The organism is Vibrio sp. 10N.261.52.C11 (genome assembly GCF_041471405.1).
Classification (GTDB): domain Bacteria; phylum Pseudomonadota; class Gammaproteobacteria; order Enterobacterales; family Vibrionaceae; genus Vibrio; species Vibrio crassostreae_C.
Map to the genome: position 1 here is coordinate 136,787 of NZ_JBFROI010000007.1, position 13,981 is coordinate 150,767.

At 38.2% G+C, this 13,981-nt stretch carries 14 protein-coding genes; 3 read left to right on the forward strand and 11 right to left on the reverse strand.

The features are described from left to right. Window positions 1–22: 22 nt before the first annotated feature. The 3 genes from AB4323_RS02165 to coaD form a co-directional block, all read right to left on the reverse strand. Complete coding sequence (locus AB4323_RS02165; protein WP_372151487.1) at window positions 23–2,011, reverse strand: LTA synthase family protein; 1,989 nt, start codon at window positions 2,009–2,011, stop codon at window positions 23–25. A 9-nt stretch (window positions 2,012–2,020) separates the two neighbouring features. After that, window positions 2,021–2,392, reverse strand: coding sequence for a diacylglycerol kinase (locus tag AB4323_RS02170; RefSeq protein ID WP_372151489.1), 372 nt, complete (start codon window positions 2,390–2,392; stop codon window positions 2,021–2,023). 462 nt (window positions 2,393–2,854) lie between these two features. Continuing rightward, complete coding sequence (gene coaD / locus AB4323_RS02175; protein WP_372151491.1) at window positions 2,855–3,346, reverse strand: pantetheine-phosphate adenylyltransferase; 492 nt, start codon at window positions 3,344–3,346, stop codon at window positions 2,855–2,857. A 156-nt stretch (window positions 3,347–3,502) separates the two neighbouring features. Between coaD and AB4323_RS02180 the strand changes: the two genes are divergently transcribed. Beyond that, window positions 3,503–4,423 carry a glycosyl transferase family 90 gene (locus AB4323_RS02180; RefSeq protein WP_243584148.1) on the forward strand — a complete coding sequence of 307 codons (921 nt, stop codon included), beginning with the start codon at window positions 3,503–3,505 and terminating at the stop codon, window positions 4,421–4,423. Here the strand turns inward: AB4323_RS02180 and AB4323_RS02185 are convergent. Beyond that, window positions 4,407–5,474, reverse strand: coding sequence for a glycosyltransferase family 9 protein (locus AB4323_RS02185; RefSeq protein WP_372151512.1), 1,068 nt, complete (start codon window positions 5,472–5,474; stop codon window positions 4,407–4,409). The genes AB4323_RS02180 and AB4323_RS02185 overlap by 17 nt on opposite strands. Window positions 5,475–5,571: 97 nt before the next feature. Here AB4323_RS02185 and AB4323_RS02190 point away from each other — a divergent pair, with 97 nt between their 5' ends. Next, window positions 5,572–6,264 (forward strand): 3-deoxy-D-manno-octulosonic acid kinase, encoded by a 693-nt coding sequence (locus AB4323_RS02190; protein ID WP_372151493.1) that lies wholly within the window; start codon window positions 5,572–5,574, stop codon window positions 6,262–6,264. Window positions 6,265–6,266: 2 nt separating this feature from the next. On the opposite strand, the gene AB4323_RS02195 is transcribed toward AB4323_RS02190, so the two are convergent. The 3 genes from AB4323_RS02195 to waaA are packed head-to-tail and all read right to left on the reverse strand — an operon-like array spanning window position 6,267 to window position 9,269. Beyond that, window positions 6,267–6,851 (reverse strand): YrbL family protein, encoded by a 585-nt coding sequence (locus tag AB4323_RS02195; protein WP_243584147.1) that lies wholly within the window; start codon window positions 6,849–6,851, stop codon window positions 6,267–6,269. Then, window positions 6,844–7,965 carry a glycosyltransferase family 4 protein gene (locus tag AB4323_RS02200; protein ID WP_372151495.1) on the reverse strand — a complete coding sequence of 374 codons (1,122 nt, stop codon included), beginning with the start codon at window positions 7,963–7,965 and terminating at the stop codon, window positions 6,844–6,846. Before AB4323_RS02200 ends, AB4323_RS02195 begins: the two co-directional genes overlap by 8 nt. Before the next feature lie 38 nt (window positions 7,966–8,003). After that, the gene (waaA, locus tag AB4323_RS02205; protein ID WP_372151496.1) at window positions 8,004–9,269 is read right to left on the reverse strand and encodes a lipid IV(A) 3-deoxy-D-manno-octulosonic acid transferase; all 1,266 of its coding nucleotides are present in this window, start codon (window positions 9,267–9,269) and stop codon (window positions 8,004–8,006) included. Between the two features lie 125 nt (window positions 9,270–9,394). Here waaA and AB4323_RS02210 point away from each other — a divergent pair, with 125 nt between their 5' ends. Further along, complete coding sequence (locus AB4323_RS02210) at window positions 9,395–10,276, forward strand: hypothetical protein (protein ID WP_372151498.1); 882 nt, start codon at window positions 9,395–9,397, stop codon at window positions 10,274–10,276. A 26-nt stretch (window positions 10,277–10,302) separates the two neighbouring features. Here AB4323_RS02210 and AB4323_RS02215 read toward each other — a convergent pair whose 3' ends face one another. From AB4323_RS02215 to AB4323_RS02230, 4 genes are all read right to left on the reverse strand, one after another. Beyond that, a complete protein-coding gene (locus AB4323_RS02215; RefSeq protein ID WP_372151500.1) occupies window positions 10,303–11,037 on the reverse strand; it encodes a glycosyltransferase domain-containing protein in 735 nt (244 codons plus the stop codon). A gap of 26 nt (window positions 11,038–11,063) precedes the next feature. Then, window positions 11,064–12,086, reverse strand: coding sequence for an NAD-dependent epimerase/dehydratase family protein (locus AB4323_RS02220; protein WP_372151502.1), 1,023 nt, complete (start codon window positions 12,084–12,086; stop codon window positions 11,064–11,066). Window positions 12,087–12,102: 16 nt separating this feature from the next. After that, window positions 12,103–13,383: a Vi polysaccharide biosynthesis UDP-N-acetylglucosamine C-6 dehydrogenase TviB gene (gene tviB, locus AB4323_RS02225; protein ID WP_372151504.1), complete on the reverse strand. Its 1,281-nt coding sequence runs from the start codon at window positions 13,381–13,383 to the stop codon at window positions 12,103–12,105. Further along, on the reverse strand, window positions 13,380–13,981 hold a 602-nt coding region (locus AB4323_RS02230; protein WP_372151506.1), incomplete at its 5' end, for an O-antigen ligase family protein. The genes AB4323_RS02230 and tviB, both read right to left, overlap by 4 nt.

Here is a 13,981-nt window from a genome sequence, read left to right on the forward strand (position 1 = left end):
TTGTGCTCCCCTTTTACTTTTACTATTGAGCTCTAAAGCCTCTCATTTGCGAATTGATGAACAATGTCTGTAACTTTGAATGTTCTACATCAATATTTGGCGTTGGGTTTGGTATCGATTCCCTTTCGACAGCGAGGTTGGATTCATTCTTCCAAGGGTAAATCGCTTTAGAATCTGTGCTATGGGATACGCCCAGTGGGGTAAAGGTTACTCCGCTTGTGTACGCGTATGGGGATGAGACGTCTTGTTCTGCTAGTAGGTTTCTACCTCCCAGAGATGTATATTCTGCGTTTGATAGACTGAAACTATACAGCGTAGGAAAAATATCTCGATGAGAACCGATACGATTTTCTTGGTAACGATATTTGGAGTGCAATAAAATCTCTTGTGGAACATAGAGATAAAAAGGTACAGCATGAGCGACTCCTAGATCCTTTGGATAAGAGATCGAGTAGTTGCGCAAGCGGTGATCACCAGAAGCTGAAATAATAGTATTACTATTCAATTCACTGTCTTTAATGTCACTAATAAAGTCACCAAGTGCATTAGAAGAATATTGGTATGTTTCATAGATCTTCTTTGAGTTTTCTTCACTCAAGGACATTTTCTTCATAGCATACTCACTCACTTCAATAGAACCTGGAGTATAGTTGCTTGGAATTTGGTAAGGAGGATGATTGGTTTGTGTCTGTATCATCACCATAACAGGCTGTGTATTTTCTTTGAGTAGCTTTTCAGCAAGCTTAAATGTAAATTCATCAGCGGCACCCCATGTGCTAGCGTACTCAACGGACTCAGGAAACGCTTCGTAGATATCTTCTTCCGAATAAAATTCATCAACCCCTTGTACCGGCATGTAATACTTGAGATTGCGCCATAATGGGCTACCTCCGGTAATGTATATAACTTTATATCCAGCTTTTTTATAAGGTAGGAATGCTGAGCCTGGTAATGGGGTGTTCTGTTCTTTGCCGTGGCTTATTGAGTTCACGTTACTATGAAATAACATCATGACGATACTGTTAATGGTTCCGCCTGTACCGGGCAAAAATCGCTCAAAGCTAAAATCGTTCTCGTAATGCGGTCTTAGTGAACCCAATAGGTCGGTTGTTTTCCCATTATCTTCAACAAGTAAGTTTGTCCCCATACTTTCCATGAGAGCAAACACTACGTTAGGTTTGTTGCTTTCAAGGTAGTTATTTTTATCCGTATGGTAAACTGGATCGTCCTGACCAAGAACTTGGTGTGCTTTTTCTTCGAAATCGGCTCTTGTTACCGCGGTAAAATCTGCGCTTCTTTTATGCTCGCTTCTTGCCCAATCTAATGCTAAAAAAGCATTGGGTGTGACTTTATTGAGAACTTCGTAATTTGAAACATTAGCGTGGTATTGTTTGAGTGGGAATGTCCCTACAGAGCCTCGAGCTAACACAAAATAAGCCGCGATGGTGAAGAGTATGGTCAGAGTTGTAACCCAAACCTTTTGCTTCGGCCATGTTTTTTTATCTAAATTCGCCCAAACAGATAGCGTTATTTTGAAGAGCGTTATAGTGGTTAATAGCGATATTAACGACATGATGATGATTGGATAATCTTGCCACATTGTTAATAAAACGGCTGAAGTATCATCTTCAACAAGACCAAACATGAAGATATCGAAGTGATTACTGTATGTTTTATAGTAATAATAATTACCAATAGATACAGATATCCCTAGGAAATATATAACAAACGAATAAATGGGAATTATTTTATTGACTAATTTAAATGATTTTGTGCCTGATAGAATTAGCCCCAGTAATAATAATGGTGAAAAGGCTATTGTTGCAACTCTTAAATCAAATCTAAATCCAATTACAATTGATTGAATATAATCCGGGATGACTTGGTAGATTTCACTGACATCACCAATTAAAAAAGTGAAAACTTGTCTAAACAATGATACTAAAATAGTAAATAAAGCAACTTGTAACCAAATAATACGAGTGAGCTTTTTGATGTTGTTTTGAAACATAAATCTAACTTAAACCAATATTAATAACCAAGTGAAGATAGCAAATAGAATTGCAACCATGACTGCCGCGGAACCTATGTCTTTCGCTTTACCGCTGAGCTCGTGATGCTCTGGACCGATCCGATCAACGACAGCTTCTATTGCTGAGTTGATTAGCTCTAATATAAAGATAAATACTAGCGAACCGATAAGAGCTAGAGTTTCTAGTTTGCTTACATCTAAGTAAAGGGCCGTAGGGAAAAAAATAGCGCATAAGGCCAGTTCTTGTCGAATAGCGGCTTCACTCTTAAAGGCTGATCTCAAGCCTTTTATTGAGTAACCAGTTGCCTTTATAACTCTTAGAAGGCCTGTATTACCAGGTTTATTAGATGGGGTTGTCATAGAGTATTATTGCTGTCTGAAATTAGAGTTGTATTGTACTATAATGAATTACTGTTTACGAAATCAATTTAAGTCATTGAAAAATAAAATATATTAAATTGTGAGAATTCTTCGTATAGTCAATGCCTAGAATCATTAGGAGTTCATTACAATTACTCCCCACCCTGTATTTGGACACTCAAAAAGGTTCGCTTCATTAGACATAATCCCAACGAAACCCTTGTTGACATAAGCTTAGATTTACTTGAAAGTATTGTTCAAAATCGTTCCACGATGGTGATGATCATTCGATAATGACATTGCTTGCTCAAGTCACTTTTAATAATGAAAGCTAAGTTATTTACTCTGATATTTTCAGACCAAAGTCACACCTCCAAGCTCGACTTTGTGTTATTTAGCAACCTGTCACCGTAGGTATGTCAATAGTGATAATGCTCCATAAATGGGGGTATTAACTTTTTACTATTTTAACTTCGAGAGAATAGCTTGATTGACCGACCGAGGAACAAATGGAGCTACATTTCCTTTATGAATGGCAACTTCTCTTACTATTGTTGATGAAAGAAAAGCGAACTCTTCAGCAGGGGTTAGAAAGATACTCTCAAGACCAGGCAATAGTTTACGATACATACTTGTTAAGCCAAATTCATACTCAAAATCCATAGTGGTACGTAGACCTCGAATAAGAATGTTAGCTTGTTGTTGTTGAGCAAAATCTACCAGTAGGCCATTAAAACCTACAACAGATGTATTGGTAAGGTGGCTACAAGATTGTTTTACTAGTTCGACACGTTCATCTAGATGAAACATAGTATTTTTAGAAGGACTGGCCGCAACACCGATAATCATCTCATCAAACATAACTGAAGCACGTTCAATGATGTCAAGGTGGCCATTGGTGACAGGATCAAATGTACCTGGGTAGATAACTCGCGTGTAATTCTTCTCAGACATAATTGGCTCGGAAGGTTATGGTATTCAAAATTAAATCAGATATTATATAAGATATCACAGTCAGAAAAATGTGAAAGGGTACCCACAGCTTGTATAAACGAGTTAAACTAGGCTCTGCGCTAACGGGATAAACATAAACCAAGGTGATCGCAATCGATGAAACTTTTCTACTATGTGAATAATTTTTTGCTTAATATTTATCCGTCATATCTATTTTCTCGATATAAGAAAAAACTAGAAGACCAGTTTAGTGGTGAAGCGGAAGCCATTCAGCGCCGAGTCGATTACTATTGCAAGCTTGTAAAGACAACGCAATTAAGCTCGAATGCTGAAAGCAGAGCGACTAACTACAAGTTACGAGATAAAAGTGCTTATTACTACGATCTTAAACAATACCTTTACTACTTTCCCAAGAGCTTCAAATTTTGTTATTACTTTGGCGATCATGTTTCGATTGAGCCCTGCCCTACGCTTTACAAAGCTCGTCCAACAGAAGGTTCTAATCAAAACTCAGTTTTATTTAAGTTAGATAAATTACGCCACTTTCGTTTTATTGAAGACACGCTCTCTTTTCATGCTAAGAAAGATATGGCGGTATTTCGTGGACGAGTAACTCAGAAGCACCGAATTCGATTCATGAATGCTATGTTTGACCACCCTTTAGTAGATGCAGGTCAATCCAACTTAAGTGAAGCGAATCCTGACTGGCAGCAACCTTTTATGTCAGTTGAAGAACAACTACAGTATAAATTTCTTATTTGCCTTGAAGGCAATGATGTTGCCTCCAACCTCAAGTGGGCAATGTCTTCAAATTCGATAGTCGTTACCCCTAAGATGAGATATGAGACTTGGTTTATGGAAGGAGCATTAGAGCCTGGTGTACATTTTATACAGGTTGAGGATGACTGGTCGGACTTCGAAGAAAAGATTCATTATTACCTTGATAACCCTTCTGAATCAGAAGATATACTTCGAAATGCACATAAACATGTGGCGCAGTTCAAGAATGCTAAACTTGAAGACCTAGTGTGTATTAAAACTTTAGAAAAATATTTTGCTATTAGCCAGCAATTATAACTTTATTGAGATGTATCGCTCGGGTTATCTTCTCAAACATTTTAATCACATGCTCACTTTTTATCCGCTGCATTGCTTGCTCATCTTTCACTCTAGTTCGCCAGTTTAAATCTTGACTTGTTTTGCCTGTTTCAGAAAATATGGCTTCTTCATAGACGGAAACTACGTAGGTGAGATAGCTGTAGGGACCAACACGCAAAGGATTATGATGAGCATAAAGACCAATAACGGGCGTTTGCATCGCATTAGCCATGTGAGTAGGACCTGTATCTGGTGCAATGACTAAGTCGACCTTATCAATAAGCGCTAGCATTTGCATAATGGAGCTTTGACCGACAAGATTTAGGCAGGGTTGAGATAGTTCGTCTTGAATCTCATTGGCTAGATCAATTTCTATCTTGGAAGGACTCCCTGCAAGAATTATGTTCCAACCTTTTGCTCGCGCATGTTCAATTACATCCACATAGCCTTGAGCGTGCCAGTTTTTATAAGCTTTGCTAGCTCCAGGTACTACTAGTAGATTAGGGGTGTTTTTGTTGAGTTGAGAGCTGGCCCATAAGCCATCTTGTTCTGTGTACGACAAGGACCATTTTAGATCTTGCGCTTTAATTCCAATATGATGAGCAAAAGCCATTAATCCATCAGCAACGTGCAAAGATGATGGAGATGTGACCTTTTGGTTGGTAAACAGAGTTTGAAAATCTTGACTTCTGTCTGCTGCAAACCCAAGTTTATATTTTGCTTTAATACCAAGAACCGCAAAACTTGCCCGAATGGCATATTGCATGTGTAGAAGAGCATCGAACTCTCGTTCTTTCAACTGAGCCCAAAGAGTTTGGTAGCCTTTGATACCATTTTTTTTGTCAAAGACGATTACTTCCACACCATCAATTGCAGCCAGTAGTTGTGCTTCGAGTTTTCCGGTAATCCAGGTGATTGTTGTTTCCGGCCACTGCTTTTGGATAGCTTGCACGGTTGCTATGGTATTACATACATCTCCAATCGCAGAAAGCCTAAGAATACAGATTGATTTTGGGGCTGAGTTGAACAAAGGCATGAGATTAACTCTATCAAATTGACTAATTAGAATTATGCAGCTGGGCTAGGGGAATGTAAAATAAAACTAAGTAACCAGATAGGTAAATATGATGGAAACGCTTAGTTCTAATAATCAAGTCATTTGGTTTGATGAATCTTTAATTTCACCGCAAATGGTAAAGCAAGCTTTTAAGGTGGAATATTGGCAACAGCAGAACAAGATGATTGGCAGTGCTACGGGACGAGGTACGACATGGTTTGTAGAACTACCCTCTATGCAGGCTGCATTGCGCCATTATCGTCGTGGTGGTTTATTTGGTAAGTTAGTTGAAGATAGTTATATTTATACAGGTGATGAGAGCACCCGGAGCTACCAAGAGTTTGAATTACTGACCCGACTTAAAGAATCTGGTGTTAATGTTCCCAGGCCAATTGCTGCAAGAGTTGTTAAAAATGGCTTGATTTATACAGCTGATCTTTTGAGTGAGAAAGTTCCTAATGCTCGAGATCTGGTCGCTGTTTTGCAAGAAAACGCATTGCCTAAAGAAATGTATCAAAAAATTGGTGTAGAAGTGCGCAAGATGCATGCAGCACAGGTTAATCATACTGATCTTAATATACATAACATTTTGATTGATGAGCAGGGCAAAGTTTGGATTATTGATTTTGATAAATGCTTCCAAAAGCAGGGTGAGAGTTGGAAGCAAGATAACTGGAATAGGTTACTACGCTCATTTAAAAAGGAGCAAATAAAACGAAATATTCACTGGTCTGTAGATGAATTCAACCATATGTTTGGATAATATTAGTTACAAACGTTAAGGTACTCTTCAATCGTAGGGTTAATACGCTCAACCATAAACTTCTGCCACTTTCTTTCAATCTTCTTTTTGCCTAAAAAGCGTATATAGTTAGCTAGGGGAAAGAGCTCAGCTGATCCTAAACCATCAACCATCATCACTTTCAACCCTTCTGGTTGACTGAGTACTAAGAAGTTACTCAGTACTAGGTCACATGGCACAATATTATTAATAATAAGGTAACGCTTGAGCTCAGCTAATGCAGCTTGAATTGCAATAACATCTTTATTACTCAAAGGGCGTTTTAGAAACTTATGTAGGTCTGGAGCACTTCTACCGTCTGGGTTACAGACAAACTCCATCTCAAGGCCTAAATAGTCCCCTTCATCCACTTTATTATAAAAGTTAGGAATATGAGAGTAAGAAACATCGCGTTTAGATAGGTAGCCGTAGTAGTTTAACTCACGTCTAGTCTGCTTAGATTTAGATTTTTTGCTGACTTTTATACAACGCGAGGGATCATATGGGTTGCGATAACATACTCGTTCTGCACCTGAACCAATTTCTGGCCATTCAAGAAAGTTAAGCATTAGCAGCCTTTTTCATTTCATATATTTTTATCAGTTCTTGATAGTTCTTTTCTAGAACGACTTCAACATCCATCGTCAGGGCTAAATCTCGACAGGTTTGGCTCACATTGGTTGTTCGTTTCTTATCTGCCCACTCAATCATCGCAGTGAGTAATTCATCAGGGTTTACATCAGAATCAATCACGGTGGCGACTTGCGGGTTGAGAACTTCTTTGGCTCCGCAGTTTTCGGTGGTGATCGCGGGTGTTCCACAGGCTAGCGCTTCGATAACGGTAAAGCCAAATGGTTCATATAAGGTTGGTAGCATATAACAATCAGCAAGAGTGAAATACAGTTCCGGGCGGTTGTCAGCACCTAAAAACTGGCAACGTTCTGAAACGGCAATTTCTTTGGCGAACTTGATGTAGTCTGCTTCATGCGTTTCTCTACCGACAACTAATAGGTGCGCTTCAAATGGCAGCTTTGAATAGGCGGTTAATGCTTGTTTTAAGCCCTTACGCTCATAACCAGTCCCCAAGAACAAGAAAACAGGTTTGTTATCATCAACGCCCAGCTTTTTCTTTAGCGCATCTGTTTCTGATTGGATGCGTTCAGCGTCAAATCGTTTGGTATCAACAAAATTATGAATAACTGTAATTTTGTCAGTTGGAACATCATGAGCTTCTTGGATTTCAGCTGCACTCTTGTGTGAGTTACTGATGACTTGGTAGTAAGCACCTGGTGCCATCGCTCTACTTTCGATAATGTGGTTGATACGATCTTTAAAGCGCATTGGACGATTTAGTGAGCGTGACATATGTAAGCTTGTGCCAGCCCCAATACGTAATACATCATGGGTCCAAGCATGCGCTAAACCGTATACCAGATCATAATCAGATTCTTTTACATGCTTTTCTACCGCTTTGGCAAAGCGCCATAAGCGATGAGTTTTACCAATACTAAGGCCACGCAGTTTGACAAATTTAACAGAGGGGTGCGGTGGTTTTTCATCATGAGAGCGGCAGATAATTGTTACGTCTTCGCCTTTTTCGGCAAGGTAGCGAGCCATTTGGTTCAAATACAGCTCAACACCACCAGAGTATGCGTGTCTTAAATGAACGAGTGCGATCTTCATGAAGAAATTCTCTTATTAATAGTTATTGTACCAGCTTACTACTTTTGTAACAGATTGATAGTTTGGCTGAGTGCCCCACGATTTTTTTCAACTAACCGATAGGCGTTTTGTGCAAGTTGATCGCCTTTTACTGGGGTGGTGAACAGTTCATTAACTTGCTCTGCGAGCTGATTGCTGTCTTGGCAAATCAAAATACCTTTTTGTACAATTAGTGTTTCAGTAATTTCTTTGAAATTGAAAAAACTTGGTCCCGTAATAGTCGGTATATTAAGAGCTGCAGGTTCTAGCACGTTGTGGCCACCGACTTTTTTCCCACTTAAGCTGCCACCCATAAAACAAACATCTGAAGCTTTAAGTAATTTTAACATTTCTCCCATAGTATCTGCGAGATAGATCTGTGTTGAATTTTCAACTGGTTGGTTAGCAGTTCTTCGGATTGTATTGAGATTTTGTATTTGGCAAAGCTCAAATACTGAATCAAAACGCTCAGGATGACGAGGAACTAAGATAAGCAGTGCATTAGGGTGTCGTAAAAGTATGTTTTTATGAGCCTTTAATACTTGCTCATCTTCACCTTTATGAGTGCTTGCTGCAATCCAAATAGGACGTTGAGCGCCAAACGATTTTTTTAGTGATTGGCCTTGTTGCTCTACAGTCTCTTCTATTTTGATCTCAAATTTAATCGAGCCCGTCACGTGAATTTTTTCTGGGCTTACTCCCAGACGAATAAATCGCTGCGCATCCGCATCCGATTGACATAGCCAGCGTGTTACCGAAAGGTTTATTGAGTTAAACAAAGCTTGAACCTTGGCATAGTTACAACAAGATCTTTCAGATAATCGAGCATTAATAACTGATATATCTATACCTTGCTTATCGACTTGATGAAGGGTGTTTGGCCAAAGCTCGGTTTCAATAATAATTAACTGATTTGGCTGGACTACTTTGAGGAATCGACGTATTGCAAAGTTAAAGTCGATAGGCATATAGCGATGCTCGACCAAATCGCCGAGTTTAGCAATTTGCTCAGCACCTGTGCTGGTTGTGGTTGTTACTAAAATGGGCAATTCAGGAGATTTCTGTTTTATCTCTTTAACTATGTTACAGGCAAGAATCGATTCACCAACAGAGACCGCATGAATCCAGACTGGATGTTTTACGTGTTTGAGTTTGGGAGTAAAGCCAAAATGTTCTTTCCAGCGAGCACCAAAGCTAGGCTTGTTTGGCTTATTTTTGTATAAACCGATTAGGAGCATAGGAGCTAGTAAGAGTAGAACTAAGGTATAGAAAGTGCGGGCTAACATAGCGCATCCATGAAAAATGACATATTATTGCAAGCCAAAATAGTTAAAAAGTTAAGCCTTATAAGTGTATAAGCTTATAAGCTTGCTATGGATTATGCAATCCCAATAGAGATTGAGAGTCGATAATGATGTCCAATGATTCGGTGAATTCACCATACAAAGCAAGTTTTTTAGTTCTGCTCTACAATAAAGAAATTCAGAACTCGAATACTCTAAATCAATTACTTGATAGCAAGCTTTCTTTTGCTCGTTGTCAGTTGACGATTTGGAATAATGGACCGAAATTATTGATGAACCAAGCCGTCTCGAATTTTGAAAAACTGGGTTTTAGCGTTTCAATTGTTGAAACATTAGAAAACCGGTCACTGGCTAAGGTATACAATCAGTTTGCGGGTTCTGTTAAGTCAGATAAGTATGTGATCCTTGATGATGATTCTATACTTAACGATGATTATTTGAAGGATGTACTTTCGGCGAAGAGTGATGAGGTATGCATTCCTATCATTCGTATGAATGATGAAGTTAAAGGGCCGCGTATCAATAAGAAAATGGTGTTAGAGCCTAGCCAATTTACTAACCGTGTACGTATTAGTGCGATTGGCAGCGGGACTGTACTTGGCTCTAAGGTTGCTGAACTAATGAAACAGCAGGAAGGTACTATTTTTGATGAAAAATTCTTTTTTTATGGTGTTGATACTACTTTTTTTCTTCGCCTAAACCGACTCTCACAAGAAGTTCCTTTCAGGGTGATTAGTAGTTTTTCCCACTCATTATCTCGTTATGAAAAAGAGTCTGATAAGGTAAGAGAATTTCGGAAAAAGGAACGAAGTTGTACAACAGCACTGCGCTTGAGACATTACAAACCAGTAATTAATGGTTTTACGCTTTACTTAAAGCATATGCTTAGTAGTTTTTTTAAAGTAATCTTTGGTAAAGAATCGAAAATTGATTTCAAAGAGTTTACTCACGCTTATGTATCAGGTACGCACTACCGAGCGAGAAGTTAAAAGAAAGGCACTTAGGGTGCCTTTCTTTATAGCCATTTAAACAATTTATTGAGCTTTTTGTACAGAAGTACTTTTTTTCTATCAACCCAGCGAGTTCTATGGGTGTGTGCTTTTATTGAAAAGTATTCGGAATCACTTCGAATGTTACTAATACCTAAAGATCCAATATTAACCTTATATTTTCCAATAACAAATGGGAAATAAAGCTGATCTCGGCGGATATGGTTCTCAAATAACTCAAACCATTCCTTCATTGCACAATTTAAAGCATCTGAGTTTGGGTTTCGAATCAGAATTCCACATTCAAACATTCCAGCCTGAGTATCTTTGAATGGTTGATAGCTCCCTTTTTTTGACTCCAAATACTCTGGGATAGTAATTTTGTTATAAATAAGGCACGCCTTGAATTCATCCGCAACATTACTTCTCTTTGGATGAGTAAAGGCGTAGATATCTTTGTCCGTATCGAGAGTTTCTAGTAAGTGATCTAAACTACCAGTAAAGTTAATGTTAGCATCGAGATAAATTGAATATTGATAGCTTTTGAACCAATCTAAACCGTTCATTTTGTAAAAGCGGTTTTCTACCGCGTACGAATCAAATTTACGCTCGACTTGGATAAGCCTCCAGGGTGCAGGCAGATCCAGCTTAATATCAGAGATTACATAATAATCGGTATTATTTTGTACGAGCTCTGAGTTAATCGGCTCGATCTTATCGTATGATCCAAATAGTGCTTTATATACAACAAATTCTTTCATCTTGCTCTCAAGTTTCAGTTGACGACTTATCGTAAAAAACCGACGTACCAAGGCATTGCTTTTTGGATACCTTGCTGGATGTTGAACTCAGGTTGATACCCCAGGTTGCTTTCAGCTTTTGATATATCTGCTTGAGAATGTCGTACATCTCCTACTCTAAAATCACGATATGTTGGCTCTGATGAGTATTCAACATCATTTTCTAACAGTGTTTCTTTTATCGAGTCAAATAAGGAATTAAGTGTAGTTCGGTCACCTACGGCTACATTATAGACTTCGTTTTTGACATCATCGGAAGCGGTTGCAGCCAAGATATTCATTTGAACAGTATTTTCAATGAAACAGAAGTCACGACTTGTCTCACCATCACCATTAATAAAAATGTTTTCCTTTTCGATCATAGCAGCTGTCCATTTAGGTATTACTGCAGCGTAGGCGCCTTGCGGGTCTTGACGCTGGCCAAAGACATTAAAATACCTTAATCCAATACACTTAAAGCCATATGTACGAGCATAGACAGAAGCATAGAGCTCATTGACATACTTGGTAACAGCATAAGGCGATAATGGATTGCCTATTCGGTCTTCTACTTTAGGAAGGCCTGGATGGTCGCCGTAAGTTGAACTAGACGCAGCATAAGTGAAGCTTTTCACTCCCTCATTTTTTGCTGCATCTAACATATTTAAGAAACCATCAATGTTTGTGGCATTTGTTGTTAAAGGGTCATTTATTGAACGGGGAACAGAACCAAGAGCTGCTTGGTGTAGTACATAATCAACATTTTTTACTGATCTATTGCATACGCTTGGTTCTCGAATATCACCTTCGATGAACATAAAGTTAGCCCATTGCTGATCTGTTACTATATTCTGAACTTCATCCAAGTTATGTTGATGACCCGTGGCAAAATTATCTAACCCAACAACCTTTTGATTTAATTTAAGAAGTTTTTCCAATAGGTTTGAGCCAATGAAGCCAGCCACCCCGGTAATCAACCAAGTCTTAGGTTCATTGAGTAATTCTTTTTGTACCTGTTGATATTTTGACATAGTCTACCTGCTCTGTTTATAAACGAATATCAGCAAAGTCGCTGCTTAAAACATACTTTAAGTCATATATAATCGACTCTTCTTTAGTTAAAGCGCGATATTCTTCTTGTGACATGCTCTGAAATTGTTGATGAGCAACAGCGATAATAACGCCATCGTATTTTTCTACAGGCCGTTGAGATATAACGGATAAGCCGTACTCATGACTAGCCTCTGTGGGGTCTACCCAAGGGTCGAAGATATCCATTTCTATATTGTATTCGGCAAGCTCTTTTATAATATCTACGATTCGAGTATTACGAAGATCTGGGCAGTTTTCTTTGAAAGTTAACCCCATAATTAATATTTTAGCTCCATTAACTTGAATGCGTTTCTTTAAAAGAGCTTTAACTAATTGAGAGGCTACATAAGCTCCCATACCATCATTTATTCTACGTCCAGCTAATATTACTTCTGGGTGATAGCCGACAGCTTGCGCTTTATGTGTTAAATAGTATGGGTCAACACCGATACAATGCCCACCAACAAGGCCGGGTCTAAATGGTAGGAAGTTCCATTTCGTTCCGGCTGCCTTTAATACTTCTTCAGTATCAATATTTAGCTTGTTGAAAATTAATGCTAACTCATTAATTAGGGCTATATTGAGATCTCTCTGTGTATTTTCAATAACTTTGGCTGCTTCCGCAACTTTTATTGACGACGCCTTATGAGTCCCAGCGATGATTATTTCTTTATATAATTTGTCAACGGTACCTGCTACTTCAGGCGTAGACCCTGATGTAACTTTCTTAATGTTAATTACTCTATGTTCTTTGTCTCCAGGGTTAATTCGTTCTGGAGAGTAACCAGCATAAAAATCTTGGTTAAAAGTGAGCTTAGAAGATGCCTCTAAAACAGGAATACAAACCTCTTCTGTTGCTCCAGGGTAGACCGTCGACTCATATATAACGATATCCCCTGTTTTTAGGACCTTTCCTATCGTCTCAGATGCTTTGATTAAAGGAGATAAATCAGGTTGCTTATGTTCATCAATCGGAGTTGGAACGGTAACAATATAGATATTGCACTGACTAATATTTTTGACGTTAGAAGTAAAAGATAGCTGCTCCGCTGATAAGAGCTCTTCTTTTGAGCACTCTTGGGTATGATCTACACCTTCTTTTAGTTCGGTTACTCGTCTGTCATTGATATCAAAACCAATAGTTTTTCTAACCTTTCCAAATTCGACTGCTAAAGGGAGACCTACGTACCCTAAGCCGATAATTGCAATACTTTGATCATTTACTTGTAGTGTCATTGCGGATTCCTGTGATTTAACTCAGTTGCATTTAATTGATTGGAACTATATATCCAAGATATAATCATAAAGAAAAAAACCAAATGTAAATTATTAAGTGGTACATTTGTAAGTGATGGTATGATATATAATAATCCTAGTGATAAACTCGGAAAGTACTCTTTATTCCTGTGTTTATTCCAAATATATAATGGGTAAGATAATAAAATAACTATGAAAGCTAACCCTACTAGCCCTGACTTAACAAGGACATCAATATAACCATTATGGTAATGACTAAACTTCACAATTCTTGGATCAATTATATGATCTTTAGCAAGCTCTGATTTTATAGTGTAGTGCTCTTTCCCTACTCCGACTATGGGCTCTTTCGTTACCACATAAGTAGCCGCTTCCCACATTTGAATCCTTAAACCTAAAGATGACTTCAGGTTTCCAGCTTGTATTAAGGCTATTTCATTCTTTGTTTGGGATATTCTATCTTTTATTGTAGGAATTTGACTTAACATGGATGAAAAAATAAGAACAACAAAAACAAAACATGCCATTTGTTTTTTATTTCTTATTACTATAAATAAAAAGTAACCAATAGATATAA

Coding starts and splice junctions, on each gene's coding strand:
- AB4323_RS02165 (WP_372151487.1), bottom strand. CDS start 2,011: ATGTTTCAAAACAACATCAAAAAGCTCACTCGTATTATTTGGTTACAA.
- waaA (WP_372151496.1), bottom strand. CDS start 9,269: ATGTTAGCCCGCACTTTCTATACCTTAGTTCTACTCTTACTAGCTCCT.
- tviB (WP_372151504.1), bottom strand. CDS start 13,383: ATGACACTACAAGTAAATGATCAAAGTATTGCAATTATCGGCTTAGGG.
- AB4323_RS02170 (WP_372151489.1), bottom strand. CDS start 2,392: ATGACAACCCCATCTAATAAACCTGGTAATACAGGCCTTCTAAGAGTT.
- AB4323_RS02220 (WP_372151502.1), bottom strand. CDS start 12,086: ATGTCAAAATATCAACAGGTACAAAAAGAATTACTCAATGAACCTAAG.
- AB4323_RS02200 (WP_372151495.1), bottom strand. CDS start 7,965: ATGAAGATCGCACTCGTTCATTTAAGACACGCATACTCTGGTGGTGTT.
- AB4323_RS02195 (WP_243584147.1), bottom strand. CDS start 6,851: ATGCTTAACTTTCTTGAATGGCCAGAAATTGGTTCAGGTGCAGAACGA.
- AB4323_RS02190 (WP_372151493.1), top strand. CDS start 5,572: ATGGAAACGCTTAGTTCTAATAATCAAGTCATTTGGTTTGATGAATCT.
- AB4323_RS02210 (WP_372151498.1), top strand. CDS start 9,395: ATGATGTCCAATGATTCGGTGAATTCACCATACAAAGCAAGTTTTTTA.
- coaD (WP_372151491.1), bottom strand. CDS start 3,346: ATGTCTGAGAAGAATTACACGCGAGTTATCTACCCAGGTACATTTGAT.
- AB4323_RS02180 (WP_243584148.1), top strand. CDS start 3,503: ATGAAACTTTTCTACTATGTGAATAATTTTTTGCTTAATATTTATCCG.
- AB4323_RS02215 (WP_372151500.1), bottom strand. CDS start 11,037: ATGAAAGAATTTGTTGTATATAAAGCACTATTTGGATCATACGATAAG.